The organism is Roseomonas chloroacetimidivorans (assembly GCF_049629625.1).
In the GTDB taxonomy this organism is placed as follows: domain Bacteria; phylum Pseudomonadota; class Alphaproteobacteria; order Acetobacterales; family Acetobacteraceae; genus Roseomonas; species Roseomonas chloroacetimidivorans.
The window spans coordinates 1-17,486 of record NZ_JBNBZS010000098.1 but is presented as its reverse complement, the minus strand read 5'-3'; the positions used below and the strand labels follow the sequence as shown (position 1 = coordinate 17,486).

Here is a 17,486-nt window from a genome sequence, read left to right as displayed (position 1 = left end):
TTCCAGGAGCTGGTCCATGACCTGCGCGAACACATCAGCGCAGCCCGGCGCGGGGAGGAGATGCCTGCCCCCGCCACCGCCGGGCAGGAGGCCTCCCATGCCGCTTGATACCGCCCCCATGGCCCCGCCGAAGCCGATTCCGACTGCAGCCCAGCGCCGTATCGACGCCATGGCCGCCTCCGCCCGCCGCAGGCGCCGGCTGCAGACCGCCCTGCCCTGGCTGGTCATCCTTGGTGCCTTCCTGATCTGGGAGGTGGTGGTCCAGGGCTTCGCCATTCCCCAGTTCATCCTGCCCGCGCCTTCGGCCATCGGGGCCAGCATGGTGAAATGGTGGCTGCCGCTGCTCGAAAACTCCTGGCAGACGCTGATGACGACGCTGATCGGCTTCGCCCTGGCCATCGTCTTCGGCCTTCTGCTCGGCGTGGCGATCGGCTCCTCCACCCTGGTCTATCACGGGCTTTACCCGCTGCTGATCGCCTTCAACTCCGTGCCCAAGGTGGCCGTCGTGCCGATTCTCGTGATCTGGTTCGGCATCGGCACCATCCCGGCCGTCATCACCGCCTTCCTGATCAGCTTCTTCCCGATCGTGGTGAATGTCGCCACGGGCATCGCGACCGTCGAGCCGGAATTGCGCGATGTGCTACGTGCCCTTGGCGCCCGGCCGAGCGACATCATCCGCAAGGTCGGCCTGCCACGCGCCATGCCCTACTTCTTCGCCTCGCTGAAGATCGCGATCACGGTGGCCTTCGTCGGGTCCATCATGGCGGAAACCGTCGCGGCCAATAAGGGCATCGGCCACCTGATGATGCTCGCCTCCTCCCGCTTCGACGTCCCCCTCGTCTTCGCCGGCCTGATCATCACCGGCATCATGGGCGTCCTGATGTATGTCATCGCCGTCGCGATCGAGAACCGCACCACCGGTTGGGCCATGCGCGGACAAGACAGCAACCAGGTCTCCGTCGCGGGGGTCTGACGGCTCGGCTACTCTTCAACAAAATCCACTCCGCATTGCGGAGCAAGGACCCGGAGCAATCGCAGCGATGCACACATCCATCATTGGCGGCGCGATGCTGCCTCACGCCCCTCAGTTCTTCACTCAACCCGATACCGAGAACAAGGAGACGATTGCCAGTGTCCAGCAGGTTGCGGGGACGATTGGCGAGCGGCTGCGGGCCCTCAATCCCGACTTGTGGATTATCTTTTCTAACGACCATGCAGAGCAATTCTTCCACAATACCGCGCCGCCCTTCACGGTCCATGTTGGTGGGGAGGCGACCGGCCATTTCGCTGGGCGGGACTTCCGCTGGCAAATCCCTGGCGAGATCGGCCTGGCCCTTGTTCGGGCTCTTTACGAGCAGGGATTCGACCCCGCGTTCAGCAGCACGGCCAAAATCGATTATGCGATCGGCATCCCGCTGACGCATATTGGCCATACGGCGCCCGTGCTGCCGATCTTTGTCAACGCCTATCTTCCCCCGCAACCTTCCATGGAGCGGTGCTACGCCTTCGGGCAGGCGGTTGCGCGCGCTGTGACGCAACTCGGCCTGCGCACCGTTGTGCTGGCCAGCGGCGGCATGTCTCATTTTCCGGGAACGGATCGCTACAGCAATCCGGAGCTCGATTGGGATCTGGCCGTGTTGGAGAAGCTCCGGCAGGGCAAACTTAAGTCGCTGATCGGGCTGAATGCGGCTGAGCTGGACGACACCGGCAACATCGAGCTGCGCTGCTGGGCCTGCGCGGCCGGCGCCCTGGGCGAGCGCGTGCCCGACATCATCCAGATGGATCCGAGCTGGCACCACAACTATGCCTCGCTCGGCTGGCTCGGGACGGAGCAGCCAGCCGCCTCGGCGCTGCATTACCCCGAGACGAAGCCGGAATTGGTCGAGCTGGTGAGCGCGCTCCACGCCCTGGCCCATGAGCAACCGGCGCGTGAAGCCTATCTGGCCGACCCGGGCGCCTATGCGGACCGGTACAAGCTCGTGCCGGAGCAGCGGGCCGCTCTGATCACCTTCGACATGCCGGCCATCGTCGGGATGGGCACGCATCCGCTTGTTCCCTTCCTCGCGAACATGCAGATCCAGAGGCTCCGTCCCAAGGCATGACAACGCATTTTGGTTCTTTCGTCGGGGGGCGACTGGAGCTGTTTGGGGCTTCTGGGCTTGATCTGGTGTGCCCACAGAACGGTGGGATCACTGGTGTCATGCTCGAGGCCGGGGAGGCGGGCGTATCGGCCGCGGTTGATGCGGCGCAGGAAGCGTATCTTGCTGCCCGGCGTGCTCCGCTGCACCAGCGTCTGGTCTGGCTGCGGGGCTGCGCCGGGGCGTTGGCGGGCGCGGTGGAGGAAATCGCGTCCCTGATCTCGATCGATATCGGCAAGCCGATGCGCCTGGCCCGCTTTGAGGCCCGGCGCGGGGTGGAGTTCATCGAAAATTGCGTCGCAGCGGCGGCGCAACTCGGCGGGGAAGTTCTGCCGGTCGATGCCGTGCCCAATGGTGCCGGCACGATCGGCATGGTGCGTCGCGTGCCCTATGGGGTGGTGGCAGCCATCACGCCCTTCAACGCGCCGGTGAACCTGCTCGTGCAGAAGCTGGCGCCTGCCATCGCCATGGGCAATGCGGTGGTGGTGAAGCCCGCGCCAGGAGGGCTGAGGGTTGCGCTACGCCTCGCCGAGCTCTGCCTCGGTGCGGGCCTGCCCCCCGGCCTCTTCAACATTGTCTCGGGCGACCGGGAAACGGCGCTGGCTCTGGTCTCGCATCCTCTGGTGCGGGCCGTGACTTTCACAGGCGGAACTGCGGCGGGCGATGCCTTGGCGCGCGCGGCCGGGGCCAAGAAGTTCCTGGCCGAACTGGGGTCGAACGCGGCCAATATCGTTTTCGCGGATGCCGATCTCGAGGCTGCGGCGAAGAAGATCGCGGCTGCCGGCTTCGAGGCGAGTGGCCAGCAATGCATCTCCGCACAGCGCGTGCTCGTTCAGCGGGGGGCTCTGGAGCGGTTTCTGCCGGCCTTCGTCGCCGCGAGCTCTGCCCTGAAGGTCGGGCCGGCAGAGGATAGGGCGACGGATGTCGGGCCCGTGGTGCACCGCGCCAGTGCGGAGCGTGTCATGGCCATGGTCGAGGATGCGCTCTCGCGGGGTGCCACGGCCGCGCTGATGCCCCGGCGCCAGGATGCGCTCGTCTCGCCGGGTATCTTGCTGGACGTGCCCGAGGAGGCGCGGCTCTGGTGGGAGGAGGTTTTCGGGCCGGTGGTTCTGGTGCGGCCCTTCGATACGGTTGAGCAGGCGATCGCCCTCGCCAATGACTCTCCCTTCGGGTTGCAGGCCGCCGCCTTCACGGGAAGCCTTGCCATCGCCATGCGCCTCTCCGAGGAGCTGGAGGTCGGGTCACTCTGGATTAACGAGGCCAGCCGGTTTCGGCTCGACATGTATCCCTTCGGCGGCGTGAAGAGCAGCGGCGTCGGCCGCGAGGGCCTCCGTTATGCCATGGAGGAGTTGTCGCAGTTGAAGTTCATCGGAATTCGACCGTGAGTGCCGCCGACCGCCTGCGCGAGATGGTGCGCGCCACCGGCCCGCGGATCATCACCGCCGCGCATCCCGCGGCGGCGGCAGCAGGGGCCGGCGCCTTCTCGATGGGCGGGAACGCCTTCGATGCCGCCCTGGCCGCCTGCTTTGTGGAGCATATCGCGCTGCCCATGAAATGTGGGCTGGCCGGTGACCTGGTTGCCCTGGTCCGGCGGGCTGGCGGTCCGATCGAGACGTTGGTCAGCGTCGGCCCCGGCGCGCTCGCTCTGGATCATGGGGCCCGGATGGAGCGGCTGGGCCCCGCCTCGGTGGGCATCCCGGGCGCCCCGCATGGCTTCGCCACCCTGCACGGCTTTGCCCGGCTCGATCTCGCGCGGCTCGCGGCACCCGCTCAGCGCGCGGCGGAGGCCGGCATGCCCTGGACGCGGATCGGCCTCGGCTATCTTCGCCAGGCGCAGGAACTCCTGCGGCGGTACAGCCCCGGCAATCCCTACACGGCAGGCGGGCTGCCCGAGATCGGCGACCGGCTCCGCCTGCCAGGGCTCGGCCGCCTTTTAGAGGAATTCGTGCGGAATGGGGCGGCGTTGTTCGAAGGTGAGGAGGGCGAGCGCATCATTGCGGCCGTCCAGGCCGGCGGGGGCTTCCTGACAATGGAGGATCTGCGCTGCCGCCCAGCCCGTCTCGCCGCTGCCGCGGAGGAGGTGCTGCCGGATGGCTCCGTGCTGCGCACCACGCCTTCGCCAACCGGAGGGCCGCGGCTGGTCTCCGTAATCAAGGATTCCTTTGGCCGTAAAGATGCTCTGCTGCAGACGGTCCGAGCGGAGCGGATGGAGGCCAAGCGGCGCGGCCGGCTGGCCCTGGATGCGGGAACTTCGGTGGTCACCGCCGCGGATGACGCGGGCAATGCGGTCGTCGTCGTCCACAGCAACTCCTTTCCGCAATTCGGGTCCGGCGTCGTGCTCGACAATGGCCTCGTGCTGAGCAACCGCCCGGGCCGGGGGTTCGATCCCGATGCCCCCCCTGGCGCGGCCAATGCACCCGCCTCGGGCCGCACCCCGTCCACCACCCTGCATGCCTGGTCTCTCCAGAGAGGGGAGGAAATGCTCCTCGGCGCCACCCCGGGCGGGGTGAACCAGCTGCCCTGGAACTCGCAGATGCTGCACGACCTCCTAGGTGGTGCGGATATCGCCACCGCAGTCAGCCAGCCCCGCTGGTCCCTCAATGAGGCAGGCGAACTGACTGCCGAGGAAGGCTTGAACTTGCCCGAGGGCCGAGCTGTCCCAACCTTGGCCAATGGCTCCGCCCAGCAGATCCTTCGCCTCCGATCCGGATATCTCACGGAGGGAGTCGCTGATCCCCGCGTGGCCGCATCGGCACTGGCCGTCTTCTGAACTGACTTGCTATGCCGCCGCTACAAAGGGATTGAGCCATTCGGATGTCCAGTTCAGCCAAGGTTAACGGGGCGCGTCTGCGTCGCAGCGCACCGGAGCCTCTAGCCGTCGAGCCAGCGATCGATCTGTGGAGCCGGCCCGGATATCTGATCCGACGCCTGCACCAACTCTCGGTCGCCGTCTTCCTTGAGGAGATGGCCGATCTGAATCTCACACCGCTGCAGCTTGGCGCGCTCACCGTTATTGCAAATCGCCCTGGGCTGGATCAGGCCGCGATCGCGGCCGAACTTGGCACCGATCGTGTCACGACCGGGGATGTTCTGAACCGCCTGGAGAAGAATGATTTGGCCTACCGCCAGGTCTCCGCGCGTGACAAGCGCTACAAGGAAGTTTACCTGACGCCTTCCGGGCTGAAGCTGGCCAAGGATGGAGCCGCCCGACTCTCCCTCATTCAGAACCGTTTTCTGAAGCCGCTAAGCCAGGACCAAAGGAAGGTATTCCTTGGTCTGGTACGCGAACTCATCAAGGCCAATGAACGGGACAGCCGTATGCTCCGGAGCACGAACTGAGTTCCAGCATGCGCTGCAGCGTTCCGCTGTCCTGCTGGGCACAGAGTAAGGAAAGCCAGTCTCGGCCATGCTGATGGCAGAGGGCCGGAAGAGCCCCGCCCCGGCGACACATCAAGGATCGTTTGGAGGCGCAAAGATGGTTCAAGGTGCTGGAACATTTGGGGAAGCGATGCTCCGCCATAGACTGCGCAGGGCAGGTCTGCTGCTCCTGGCTGGCCTCTCGATTGCTCTTTCCGCTGGCCATCGCGCAGAGGCCCAGGGGACCTGGCCTGAGCGGCCGATCCGTCTGATCGTGCCCTTCGCGCCGGGCGGCGTGACCGATGGCATCGCGCGGTTGAGCGCCGACTGGCTCAGCAAGACGCTGGGCCAACCTGTGCCAGTGGAGAACCGCAGCGGCGCCAATGGTGCTATCGCTGCGGAGTTTGTCGCGCGCAGCGCGCCAGACGGCTATACTCTGTTTATGGCAAGCGCGTCCCAGATGGTGATGCTGCCGGCCCTGATGCAGCTGAACTTTGATCCGGTAAAAGACTTCGCACCGGTTTCCATCGTGGCGAGCAACCCGGTCGTTTTTGCCGCCAGCACGAAGCTTGGCGTGCGGACGCTGCCGGAGTTCTTGGACTTGGCGCGTCGCCAGCCAGGCAAGTTCGACTATTCGAGCGCTGGTACGGGGTCCTCCTCACATCTCGCGATGGCGCTGTTCCTGTCGCGCGCCGGGATCGAGATGCAGCACGTTCCGTACAGGGGGGGGGCGCCGGCGACTCAGGCGCTTCTGACGGGTGATGTTGCGGCGCATTTCGGTAACCCGACCGACGTCATCCCGCATCAGGGTGGCGGGAGCATCCGTCTCTTGGCCATTGCGGGTCCTGACCGACTTCCGAGCCTCCGGGACGTGCCGACCTTCGACGAGGCGGGCTTCCCCGGTTTCCGGGCGGAAACTTGGAACGGCATTGTCGCCCCCGCAGGCACGCCGATGGCAGTTGTCCAGCGTGTTGCAGAGGCGCTGGGCCATGCATGCCAGGATGCGGAGTTCCGTGCATCGCTGGAAAGGCTGGGTACTACTCCAATCTGCGGTAAGCCGGCCGATTTCCTGGGCGCCATCCAAGCCGATGGTGCCCTCTGGCGGGAAGCGGTCCGCATCTCCGGTGCAAGATTGGATTGAGCTGAGTGCGGCGTATGCGCGGGCTTGCACAGGCCCGCGCCGTCCTGATCCTCGAGCTGCAGAAGCGGTATCCCGAGACGGGGTACTGAACATTGGCGGTCGGCCTACCTCTTGAGCCGGCCGCCTGAGCCCTGGCGCTTTTCCAGGCGTCAGCGTCCGTCGACGAGGTCCTTGCTCATTCTCGATGCTGGTTCAGGAATCAAAGTGGCAATAGGCGCGCGCGGCATTGTCAACTTGCTTGTTGACCAGTCGAGTTTGACCGTACAGTGGGACTTGCGTGACCTCACGTCGTCATCTGGGCACACGTCTCCTGCCGCCGGATCCGGAAGGCCTTGTTGCGCGAACAGCGGTACTAATCGGCGGTCATCAGGTGCCGCCGTGGGCGGAAGTGGCCATAAATCATCGCATGCGCGGAAAGGAACCGCTGTGCTTGCTCAGGTGACTTGAAACGGTTCCGTTGCGAAGTTTGGGGCTGACCGCGAACAGGGACGAAGACGCCCCTGATCAGGTCATGTCACGCCGCCAGCTCGAACAGTGATACAAGGAACTCGGCCTGGGCTCTCATGTCACGTCCGCTGATGCTCCTCACTTGGCCCTTTCTGATCATCGCCATCGCCTCGTAGCCCGCCAGTGTTCGTTGTGCCGTATGGAAACTGCCGAAGCCAAGCCCAGATCTGACCAGGCGTTTCACGCGCCGGTGGTCCTGTTCCACTATGTTATTGAGAAACTTGCATTGCCGCAGGCGAGAGAAACGCCACAGCTCGCCGTCCTCCTTCAGCTGCTCGATGGCACACGGGTAGGCCGGGTTCTTGTCCACCGTGATCGTGCGAGGATCCACCGTATGCGGCTGCCCAAGCGCCTTGCGGAAGAAGCGCTTCGCAGCTTCGGCATCCCGCTTGGCCGAGAGCAGGAAGTCGATCGTCTGGCCGCGGCTATCGACGGCACGGTACAGGTACATCCACCGGCCCTTCACTCGGACGTAGGTCTCGTCGACCCGCCAAGAGCCATTGCTCGGGCGCAGATGCGGCCGGATCCGCTTCTCGATCTCCGGCGCGTAGCTCTGGATCCAGCGGAAGACAGTGGTATGCGCGACTTCAACGCCGCGGTCGGCGAGCATAAACTCAAGATCGCGGTAGCTCACCGGGAACATGAGGTACCAGCCGACTGCCCAGAGGATCACTTCCGCGGTGAACTGTCGTCCCTTGAAGGACTGATCCGGCCTTACTGAGGACACTCGCCGCCATCTCGCCATGCGGGGTTTGTACCTGCTCGGGGAGGCTCCCCAAGCTCGCAACAGAACCCTGAGGAGCACCGGCGGGCGTTGGTCGGGCCGCGGCTGCTGGTCGCGGGGGCACGAAGCGCAGCGCGCGGCAGATCGCGGGACGTGGCATCAGGCGATCAGGCAGCCCGACGCTTCCGCGTCGAGCGGCCAGATCGGCCGCTGGACATGGAGGTACGGGACCAGCCGGTAATCGTCCCGTCGCAGCAGCCCGTCGGAGTGGATGTGGAGGACGCCCGCCAGGATGGGGTCGTAGGCGGCGCGGAAGTGGTTGCTGGACTTCAGGACCAGCAACTTGCGCGCGCGCGGATCGATCCCCACCGCCGTGAACAGTTCCAGCCCCAGCGCCTGGGTGCGGGCGGTGTTCAGCACCACGTCAATCCCGCCGACCCGGATCGCCGCCAGGTCCCCCAGCGCCGATTGCGTGGCGCCGTAGGTCTGAGTGGCCTCGCGCGTGAGGCCGGTCACGCGCACGGTGGCGTCGATCGGCGTGCCGGAGGTGGGGCCGGTCTTGCCGCCGAAGCGCAGCGGCAGCTCGGCGCCGAGGCCGGCGGCGAACAGGGTGCGGACAGCCATGGGATCCCAGAGCGGCCCGAGTGCCACGTTCTCCGTCCCGCGCGCGAGCAGGGCGCGCAGGATGGTGGTGTTGTCCGAGGAGGCGCCGCCACCGGCATTGTCGGCGGCGTCCGTGACGGCGATCGGCGCGCCCGGCATGGCGAGCGCGGCGTCGATCCCGTCCTCCACGCCGTGGAAATTCGGGGTGGTGACGCCGCGCAGGGCCTGGAACTCCTGGCCCAGCAAGGTGGCGGCCCGGTCCGCCGCCGCCTTGTCCCCATCCGCCACCACGAGGATGCGCGCGCCCATCTCTGGCACGTCGGCATAGGGGTAGCAGTGGCCTATGGAAACGGAAAGGATGCCGTCCTTCCCCTCCATCGCCGCGGCCCGATCGACGAAGGCGCGCATCAGCGGGTGCGTCGTGGGAAAGCTTCCGATCTGGCGGCAGTCATAGACCGACATGACCGGCCGGATCCCCCCGCGCAGGGTGCCGAGGAGGAGGTCCAGCAGCTCCTCCGCCCGCTCCACCGTGTCAGTGTGCGGGTACTCCTTATAAAGCACGATGATGTCGGCGAGAGAGACTCGTTTGAGCGTGAGATGGCAGTGCGGGTCCAGCTCCACGGCGATCGGCACGTCGGGGCCCACTATGGCGCGGGCGCGCTCCAGCAGGTCGCCCTCCACGTCGTCCTCTCCGAAGGCGACCATGGCGCCGTGCATCCCGAGGAGCACGCCGTCCACCGGCATTGCCGCCCGGAGCTGGCCGAGGATCTCGTCGCGCATCGCGACGTGATCCTTGCTGTTGGTGCGACCGCCGGGGCTGGCGAAGAAGCAGCTCCCCTCCACCAGCGCGAAGCCGTCCCGCGCCGCGCGGCGGCGCGCGACCCAGAGCTGGGCGGTGCACTGCTTCGGCCCGTCATCGGGGTGCTCGCCGGCGCGGTAGAGCACGTTCTGGGCGTAGTCCTCCAGGCTCGTCGGCACAGGGGAGAAGGTGTTGGATTCCGTGCCGATCGAGGCGGTGAACAGGCGCATGGGGCTCAGGCCTTGCGGAGGTTGTGGAAAAGCGGAAAGCCCTTGAGGATGCCGGTGATGCCACGGCGGAAGGCGGTCGGCTCGAAGTACTGGCCGAGGGGCACGTAGGGCACGTCCTGGAAGACCTGGGCCTGGAGCTGGCGCGCGACGGCCTGCTGCTCCGCGGGGCTGCCCGCCGCGAACCAGGCGGCGCGCAGCTCCTCCAGCCGGCCGCTCGTCGGCCAGCCCGGGTTGCTGCGCAGGCCCAGGCCGCGGGTGTTCTGGTGGCTGGCCGGATCGAAGGCCTCCACCCCGGCGACGTTGGTGAAGTAGACGCTCCAGCCCCCCTGCTCGACCGGGTCGCGCTTCAGGCGCCGCTGCTGGATGGTGCCCCAGTCCAGCGTCTGCAGGTCCACGTTCATGCCGATGCGCGTCAGCAGGTCGGCGCCGACCTGCGCCATAGCGTTCAGCGTCGGGTAGTCGCCGGCGGCCATGACCACCACGCGCTCCCCCTTGTAGCGGGCCGCGCGCAGCGCCTGGCGGGAACGGGCGATGTCGCGCGGCGCGGTCAGCGCCGCCATGTCCTCGTCGCTGGCCAGCGGGGTGCCCCGCGCGAAGACGCCCACCCCGTCCTGCCAGTTCGCGCGGTCCTCGCCGGCGACGGCGGTCAGGAACTCGGATTGGGTCACGGCATGCAGCACCACGCGCCGCACCTCCGGGTTGTCGAAGGGCGGCTGCAGGTGGTTGAAGCGCATGAGCGGCAGGGAGCCGTCGTCGTCGATCCGCTGCACCTCCAGCGCCCGGTTGCGGCGCAGGGTCGGCAGCATGTCTACGAGCGGCTTCTCGACCCAGTCCACCTCGCCGGCGGTCAGCGCCGCGGCGGCGGTGGCCGGGTCGGGCATCACGGTCCACTCCACGCGGACCACATGCGCGACCTTCGGGCCCGCGGTCCGGCTCGGCGTCCCGCCCGCACGGGGCACGTAGCCGGCGAAGCGCTCGTAGACGAGGCGGCTGCCGGCCACGTGCTCGTCCGCCCGGAAGTGGAAGGGGCCGCTGCCGATGATCTCCGTCACCATCCGGTCCGGCGGCCCTTCGGCCAGGCGCGCCGGCATGATGGCGGGCATGTAGCTGGAGGGCTTGCCGAGGGCGGCCGGCAGGAGGGCGAAGGGGTGCTTCAGGCGGAACTGCACCACCTTGTCGGAGGGCGCGCTCAGCTCCTCCGTCACCGCGGCCACCTCCTGCCCGAAGGCGTCGCGCCGCCACCAGCGCTTCAGGCTCGCCGCCACGTCGCGCGCCAGCACCGGCTCGCCGTCGTGGAAGCGCAGCCCGTCGCGCAGCGTCAGGCGCCAGGTCCTGCCGCCATCCTCGGTGACATGCCCCTCCACCATCTGCGGGGAGACGGCGAAGGCGTCGTCCGTGCCGAAGAGCGTGTCGTAGACGAGATAGGCGTGGTTGCGGGTGACGTAGGCGGTGGTGAAGCTGGGATCGAGCACGCCCACGTCGGATTGCGGCACGAAGCGCAGCACCGGGCCGCCCTCGGCCCGTGCCAGGCCCGGCGCGGCCAGGGGCGCTGCCGCCAGCGCGGCCCCGGCGGTGAGGAAACGACGGCGGTTCATGCGGGGACCTCCGGGACAGGGTTCAGGGCGGTGGGATCGGTAAGGCGGCCGGCGACGGCGCTGGCGGCCACGGTGGCGGGGCTGGCGAGGTAGATCGCCGCCTCTCGCGAGCCCATGCGCCCGGCGGCGTTGCGCGAGCCGGAGGAGACGCAGACCTCCCCGTCGCCGAGCAGGCCCATGTGCAGCCCCGCGCAGGCGCCGCAGCCCGGCGTGGTGAGGACGCAGCCCGCCTCGACCAGCGTGGCGGCCACGCCTTCCCGCAGCGCCGCCGCATAGACCTCGCGCGAGGCCGGGGTGACGAGCATCCGCACGCCCGGCGCCACGCGGCGGCCGGCCAGGACCGCGGCGGCCGCGCGCAGGTCCTCGATCCGGCCGTTGGTGCAAGTGCCGAGGAAGGCCTGGTCGATGCGCGGCGCCCCGGCCTCGGCCACCGGCGCCACGCGGTCCACCGCGTGCGGGCCGGACACCATGGGGCGGACACCGGCGAGATCGAGCGTGACGCGGCGCTCATAGGCCGCGTCGGGATCGGGCTGCGGCGGCGCCTCCGCCAGCGGCGCGCCGAGGGCCCGGTAATGTGCGGCGGTCACGGCATCGGCCGGCACCATCGCCGCCTTGGCGCCCATCTCCACGGCGAGGTTGCAGAGCGTCATGCGGTCGGCCAATGAAAGCGTGGCCAAGCCATTCCCCGCGAACTCCAGGGCGCGGTAGGTGGCGCTGCGCGTGCCGAGGCGCTGCAGCAGCGCCAGCGCCGCGTCCTTCGCCGCCACGCCCGGGCGCAGGGCGCCGCGCAGCTCCACTCGGATGGTCTCCGGCACGCGCAGCCAGAGCCGGCCGGTGGCCCAGGCATAGGCGGTCTCGGTGGCGCCGATGCCCGTGCCGAAGCAGCCCGCCGCGCCGAGGGTGGTGGTGTGGGAATCCGCGTTGAAGGCGAGCTGTCCCGGCCGGATGATGCCGCGCTCCAGCGCGACCTGGTGCGAGATGCCTTCGCCCACGTCGAAGAGGTGTCGGATGCCGTGCTCGGCCGCGAAGCGGCGGCCGGCGGCGTGGGCGCCGGCGCTGGCGGCGGTGTCCGCGGGCGCGAAATGGTCGTAGAAGATGCCCAGCCGCTCCGGATGCGCGAGCCGCGCGACGCCGGCGCGTTGGAGGTGGTGCATCAGCAGCGCGATCGTGTCGTCCGGCACGAAGCACCAGTCCGGCTCGAACTCCGCGATCTCCCCCGCCCGCACCGGCCGCCCGGCGGCGCGGGAGAGGATCTTCTCGGCGAGGGTGAGGCCGGGCATCAGGCGGCGCCGCGCAGCCGCGCCAGCAGCCCGCCGGCGGCGAGGATGGTGAGCAGGGCCTCGGGCAGGGGCGGCATGGGAAGGCGCTGCCCCGCGGCTTCCAGCCAGCCGGCGCCGAGGTCGGCCGTGACCGCCGCGCCCGTTTCCAGCGCGGGCAGGGCCTCGCAGGCCAGGGCGGGCAGGCCGTTGTTGATGCAGTTCCTGAAGAAGAGCCGCGTGAAGGAGCGCGCGACCACCAGCCGCACCCCGGCGCCCCTCAGCGCCGTGACTGCCTCCTCCCGCGCGCTCCCGGTGCCGAGGTTCCAGCCCGCGACGAGAACGGGGTGGGTCGCTAGGCGCGCGGGCCATTCCGGGCCCAGCCCTTCCAGCGCGTGAAGGGCCTGCGCGGCCGGGTCGGCGATCCCCATGAAGCGGGCGGGGTAGAGATGGTCGCTGCTCACCTCGTCGCCGAGCACGAGGGCGGAGCCGCCGATCACGCCCCTGGTCAAGCCGCCACTCATGCGCCCTCCACCCGGTAGCGGGCGTCGAGCGCCGCCACGCGGTCCAGGCCGAGGATGGCGTTGAACTCGTCGAAGCCGCTCATGCGGTCCGCCATGCCGGCATAGGTGCCCTCCCGCCCGACCATGGCGTAGAGATCTCCTAGGGCGCGGGTGACGGCGAAGACCACGTCCGGATTCTGGATGAAGCGGAAGCCCATCGCCGCCACCTCCGCTGCCGGAGGCGTGGGGGAGCGGCCGCCGAGGGCGAAGTTGAAGACCGTGGGGCGGTGGAGGAGGCGCGGCAGGGCCCGCATCTGCTCCGGCGTCTCCAGCGCCTCGACGAAGAGAAGGTCGGCACCTGCCTCCTGGTAGGCGAGGGCGCGCTCGATGGCGTCGTCGTAGCCCGCGACGGCAAGGGCGTCCGTGCGGGCCAGGATGACGAAGTCCGCATCATGCCGGGCATCCACGGCCGCCTTGATCTTCGCGACCATGACGGCCTTCGGCACCACGCGCTTGCCCGCCATGTGGCCGCAGCGCTTGGGGGAGACCTGGTCCTCGATCTGCACGCCGGCGACGCCCGCCCGCTCCAGCCCGCGCACGAGGCGGGCGACGTTCAGGTGGTTGCCGTAGCCGTCGTCGCCGTCGCAGAGAACGGGGATGCCGACGCGGTCGGCGATGCGGGCGGCGTTCTCCACCACCTCGGTGAGGGTGAGGAAGCCGACATCGGGCAGGCCCAGGCGCGTGGCCGCCACGCAGTAGCCGCTGACATAGGCCATGGGCAGGCCGGCACGCTCGGCGAGCGCGGCGGAAAGGGCGTCGTAGACACCGGGCATGGGGATCAGGCCAGGGCCGTCCATGAGACGGCGGAGGGCTTCGGCAGGTCGGGGCATCAGGTTAAAATACCGGTACGATTTCCTGTCAGATCAGAACGGTGACATGTGCCGGGATGCGAAGTCCAGCAGCGATCGGGCACCCCCGCCGAAGTTTTCCTCCGGCAGCGAAATACCGGTATACTTTGCGAAAGGGAGAGCCGCGAGATGAAGTACCAGCTCCTCGTCGATCAACTGGCGGATCAGATCGCCCGCGGGCAGCTCCGCCCCGGCGAGCGCCTGCCGAACCAGCGAGAGATGGCGCAGCAGTTCGGCGTCACCATCACCACCATCACCCGCGCGGTGGCCGAGGCGACGCGGCGCGGCCTCGTGGTGGCCCGTCCGGGTAGCGGCACCTTCGTCGCGGCCGGCCCAGCCGAGGCGGTGCGCCCCGCGCCTGGCGACGGCATCGACCTGCGCCCGAACACCGTACCCATCCCGCCCGGCATCCGCGCCGCCCTCTCCCGCGCCATGGCCGCCTTGGCGCGCGAGGACCGGCCGGAGCAGCTCTTCAGCGCGGAGCCCGTCGCGGGATCCGGCCGCCACCGCGAGGCCGCTGCGGCCTGGCTCGCGTTACGGGGCCTGCCCTGCGGGGCGGAGACCCTGCTGCTCTCCCACGGCGCGCAGCACGGCCTCGCGGCCTGCCTCTCCGCACTGGCGAGGCCGGGTTACGCCCTGCTCTGCGAGGCGCACGTCTATGCCGGCCTTCACCGCCTGGCCGCCGAAGCAGGCCTGCGGCTCCACCCCGTCGCCATGGATACGGAGGGCGTGGAACCGGCCGCCCTGGCCGCGGCGATGGCGGAAACCGGCGCCCGGTTGCTGCTGTGCAGCCCGGCCGCGCAGAACCCCACCACGGCGACCATGGGTCCGGCACGGCGCCAAGCCGTTCTGGCCGCCTGTGAGAGGGCAGGGGCCTTGGTGATCGAGGACGATGTCTGCGGCTTCGCGGCGGGGGATCCGGTGCCGCCCCTCGCGGCCATGGCGCCGGAGCGGGTGATCTACGTCACCGGCCTGTCGAAATCCGTGGCGCCCGCCTTCCGGCTCGGCATCATACGGCCGCCTGCCTCAGTGCGCGCCGCAATCCGTGACGCACTGGGCGTGCAGCACTGGGTGGCGCCCGCCTTCCATGCGGAGGTGCTGGCGCGGCTGGTGGAGGACGGGGCCGCCAGCACCTGCCTGCGCGAGCACCGCCAGGAGATGACGCGCCGCATGGCCACGGCCTTGGCCGCCCTCGGGCCCGGCCGCCTCGGCCGGCCCTCGCTCCCAAGCTATCATCTTTGGCTGCCCATACCTGCCCCTTGGCGGTCCGACGACTTCCTGCGGGGGTTGGAGGAGCGCGGGCTGCGGGCACTGGGGGCTGGGCATTTCGCTGCGGCCGGGTTGAGACCCGCCCCGCATCTGCGCGCTTGCCTCGGTGACATCGATCTTCCGACGATCGAGCGGGCCTTCGCTGCCATCGGCCATCTGATGATGGAACGGCCATGGTCAACTGAGGCGCTGGTCTGATGGTCTGAGCTGGCCGACCTCCACCTCGACGTCTCTGCCCGCCTCATGCTCCACCACCTCGCCCCAACGGCGCATGTCCACAACAGCCCTAGACCCCCATCCCCTTGGCCAGCCCGATCCGCCCCGCCGCCTCGATGATCGCCGCTCCCAGCGCGGCCTCGCGCGGCTCCATCGCCGCCTGCGGCCCCGTGCACTGCAGCACCAGCCGCACCGCCCCGTCCTCCTCCGGGACGGCAGCGGCGATGCTCATCACCCCCTCCAGGTACTCCATCCGCCCTACCGCGAACCCGCGCCGCCGCGCTTCCGCCACCTCGGCCCAGACCTCGTCCCTGTCCGTCCGAGTTGCGGGGGTGAAGGCGCGCAGGTCCATCGCGTCCAGCACGGCCCGCGCCCGCGCCTCTGGCAGCGCCGCCAGCCGCGCCCGCATCTGCGAAGGCGCGTCGGGCGGGTAGCGGTGTCCTACCGGCACGTTGATCATTAGCCCCGTGCCGGCCTGCACCCGGTCTACGCAGGTGAAGCTGCCGTCCCGGTTCACCCGGCAGAGCAGGCAGGGCAGCCCCAGCGCCGCCGCCAGCCGCTCCAGCACGTCCCGCACCACCGACCCCCGGTCGTGCCGCCGCAGCGTCGCCGCCACATCCAGCAGCAGCCCCGGCGCCAGCGCGTAGCGCTGCCGCTCCCGGTCATGCGCCACCCAACCCTCGGCCACCAGGGTGCGCAGGATCATCAGCGCGTGGCTCTTCGTAAGCCTCAGCCGCGCGACGATCGCCGCCAGGCCCAGCCCCTGCTCCGGCTCCGCGTCCAGCGCCCGGATGATCGCCAGGCACTTGCCCACCGCCGGAACAGCCTTCGCAGACCCGTCCTCCGCCACACGTCCTCCCCCATGCACACGTTGACAGGCCGGCGCCGGCACCGGCACGGTATTTTTTTAGAATGGCGTTCTCTATAAAGAACGATTCCCTGCCCCGCAACACCGGACGGTCCTCTCATGCGCAGCCTCATCAAGGGCGGCCTCGTCCTCTCCATGGACGACCGCATCGGCCGCCTCTCCACCGGCGACGTGCTGCTGGACGGCGACCGCATCCTCGACGCCGCCCCGAGCATCGAGGCCGCGGACGTGGAGGTGATCGACGCCGCCGGCTGCATCGTCCTCCCCGGCCTCATCAACGCGCATCTCCACACCTGGCAGACCGCGCTTCGCGGCCTCGGCGGCGACTGGACGAGCAACGACTACTTCCACGGCATGCACGCCGTGTACGGCCCCCGCTTCACGCCGGAGGACCTGCGCATCGGCACGCTCGTCGGCGCGCTCGGCCAGATCGACGCTGGCGTCACCACGATCTTCGACTGGTGCCACGGCAACGCCACCCCGGAGCACACGGACGCCGCGCTGGACGGCCTGACCGAGAGCGGCATCCGCGCCGTCTTCGGCCACGGCACGGTGAAGCCCCTGCCGCGGCCCGACCAGCCGCACTTCTCGCAGGTGCCGCACCCCGTGGAGGAGATCCGCCGCCTCCGCCACGGCCCGCTCTCCTCGGACGACGCGCGCGTCACTCTCGCCGCCTGCATCCTCGGTCCCGACTACTCCACCCCGGAGGTCTGCCGCGCCGATCTCCGCATGGCGCGGGAATACGGCCTGCTCTCCTCCGCCCATGTCTGGGGCAACAGCAACCGCCTGATGCCGGAGGGCTACCGCAACCTCGTCGCGGAGGGGCTGATCGGCCCGGACCACAACGTCGTCCACGGCACCTACATTGCCGATGACGAGCTGCGTCTCCTCGTGGAGAGCGGGGCCTCCTTCACCTCCACCGCCGCCGCCGAGCTGAAGAACAACATCCGCGAGCCGCTCGCCTGCCGCGTCGCTACCCTCGGCGGCACCCCCTCCATCGGGGCGGATACCGAGGTGCTGAACGGCGGCGGCGTGCTGGACGCCATGCGCTTCGCCCTGCAGGCGCATCGCGTCTTCAACAACATGCGCACGGTGCAGGTGCAGCGGGAGGCGCCCGCCCAGGCCATGGCGGTGGCCACCAGCGGCTCTCCCATCACCGCCACCTCCCTGACGCATGAGGCGGTGCTGCGCTGGGCCACCATCGGCAACGCCCGGGCCCTGCGGTTGGACCACCGCATCGGCTCCCTATGGCGCGACAATCAGGATGCGATTGGCGCGACAATCTGGATGAGAGTCCTTGGTCGCGGCGCGGGGATGATTGTCGCGCCGCGGCATGGGTGCAAGGACTTTTCAGTGGTGCGCGACAATCAAG

15 protein-coding genes are annotated in these 17,486 nt (G+C 69.2%); 8 read left to right on the top strand and 7 right to left on the bottom strand.

What is annotated here, in order from left to right; genetic code table 11:
• Positions 1–97 precede the first annotated feature (97 nt).
• The 6 genes from ACO1BU_RS31820 to ACO1BU_RS31795 all read left to right on the top strand — a co-directional run bounded on the left by ACO1BU_RS31820 (position 98) and on the right by ACO1BU_RS31795 (position 6,636).
• Positions 98–973 (top strand): ABC transporter permease, encoded by an 876-nt coding sequence (locus ACO1BU_RS31820; RefSeq protein WP_424139960.1) that lies wholly within the window; start codon positions 98–100, stop codon positions 971–973.
• Between the two features lie 67 nt (positions 974–1,040).
• Positions 1,041–2,102, top strand: coding sequence for a DODA-type extradiol aromatic ring-opening family dioxygenase (locus ACO1BU_RS31815; RefSeq protein WP_424139959.1), 1,062 nt, complete (start codon positions 1,041–1,043; stop codon positions 2,100–2,102).
• Positions 2,099–3,523, top strand: a complete 1,425-nt coding sequence (locus ACO1BU_RS31810) for an aldehyde dehydrogenase family protein (protein ID WP_424139958.1) — start codon at positions 2,099–2,101, stop codon at positions 3,521–3,523. Before ACO1BU_RS31815 ends, ACO1BU_RS31810 begins: the two co-directional genes overlap by 4 nt.
• Entirely contained in the window at positions 3,520–4,908 is a 1,389-nt protein-coding gene (locus ACO1BU_RS31805; RefSeq protein WP_424139957.1) for a gamma-glutamyltransferase, read from the top strand. The genes ACO1BU_RS31810 and ACO1BU_RS31805 overlap by 4 nt, the downstream gene beginning before the upstream one ends.
• 44 nt (positions 4,909–4,952) lie before the next feature.
• Positions 4,953–5,477, top strand: coding sequence for a MarR family winged helix-turn-helix transcriptional regulator (locus ACO1BU_RS31800; RefSeq protein ID WP_424139956.1), 525 nt, complete (start codon positions 4,953–4,955; stop codon positions 5,475–5,477).
• Positions 5,478–5,646: 169 nt separating this feature from the next.
• Positions 5,647–6,636 (top strand): Bug family tripartite tricarboxylate transporter substrate binding protein, encoded by a 990-nt coding sequence (locus ACO1BU_RS31795; RefSeq protein ID WP_424139955.1) that lies wholly within the window; start codon positions 5,647–5,649, stop codon positions 6,634–6,636.
• A gap of 514 nt (positions 6,637–7,150) precedes the next feature.
• Here ACO1BU_RS31795 and ACO1BU_RS31790 read toward each other — a convergent pair.
• The 6 genes from ACO1BU_RS31790 to ACO1BU_RS31765 form a co-directional block, all read right to left on the bottom strand.
• On the bottom strand, positions 7,151–7,888 hold the full coding sequence (locus ACO1BU_RS31790) for an IS6 family transposase (protein ID WP_424139954.1): 738 nt from the start codon (positions 7,886–7,888) through the stop codon (positions 7,151–7,153).
• A 138-nt stretch (positions 7,889–8,026) separates the two neighbouring features.
• Positions 8,027–9,499 carry a M81 family metallopeptidase gene (locus tag ACO1BU_RS31785; protein WP_424139953.1) on the bottom strand — a complete coding sequence of 491 codons (1,473 nt, stop codon included), beginning with the start codon at positions 9,497–9,499 and terminating at the stop codon, positions 8,027–8,029.
• Between the two features lie 5 nt (positions 9,500–9,504).
• On the bottom strand, positions 9,505–11,094 hold the full coding sequence (locus ACO1BU_RS31780) for an ABC transporter substrate-binding protein (protein WP_424139952.1): 1,590 nt from the start codon (positions 11,092–11,094) through the stop codon (positions 9,505–9,507).
• Positions 11,091–12,374 (bottom strand): aconitase/3-isopropylmalate dehydratase large subunit family protein, encoded by a 1,284-nt coding sequence (locus ACO1BU_RS31775; RefSeq protein WP_424139951.1) that lies wholly within the window; start codon positions 12,372–12,374, stop codon positions 11,091–11,093. The genes ACO1BU_RS31780 and ACO1BU_RS31775 overlap by 4 nt, the downstream gene beginning before the upstream one ends.
• Positions 12,374–12,874, bottom strand: coding sequence for a LeuD/DmdB family oxidoreductase small subunit (locus ACO1BU_RS31770; protein WP_424139950.1), 501 nt, complete (start codon positions 12,872–12,874; stop codon positions 12,374–12,376). Before ACO1BU_RS31770 ends, ACO1BU_RS31775 begins: the two co-directional genes overlap by 1 nt.
• The gene (locus ACO1BU_RS31765) at positions 12,871–13,743 is read right to left on the bottom strand and encodes an isocitrate lyase/PEP mutase family protein (RefSeq protein ID WP_424139949.1); all 873 of its coding nucleotides are present in this window, start codon (positions 13,741–13,743) and stop codon (positions 12,871–12,873) included. The genes ACO1BU_RS31770 and ACO1BU_RS31765 overlap by 4 nt, the downstream gene beginning before the upstream one ends.
• A gap of 147 nt (positions 13,744–13,890) precedes the next feature.
• Here ACO1BU_RS31765 and ACO1BU_RS31760 point away from each other — a divergent pair, with 147 nt between their 5' ends.
• Entirely contained in the window at positions 13,891–15,228 is a 1,338-nt protein-coding gene (locus ACO1BU_RS31760) for an aminotransferase-like domain-containing protein (protein WP_424139948.1), read from the top strand.
• Positions 15,229–15,316: 88 nt separating this feature from the next.
• Here ACO1BU_RS31760 and ACO1BU_RS31755 read toward each other — a convergent pair whose 3' ends face one another.
• The gene (locus ACO1BU_RS31755) at positions 15,317–16,096 is read right to left on the bottom strand and encodes an IclR family transcriptional regulator (protein ID WP_424139947.1); all 780 of its coding nucleotides are present in this window, start codon (positions 16,094–16,096) and stop codon (positions 15,317–15,319) included.
• A gap of 117 nt (positions 16,097–16,213) precedes the next feature.
• Here ACO1BU_RS31755 and ACO1BU_RS31750 point away from each other — a divergent pair.
• The coding region (locus tag ACO1BU_RS31750) for an amidohydrolase family protein (RefSeq protein ID WP_424139946.1) at positions 16,214–17,486 on the top strand (1,273 nt) is incomplete at its 3' end.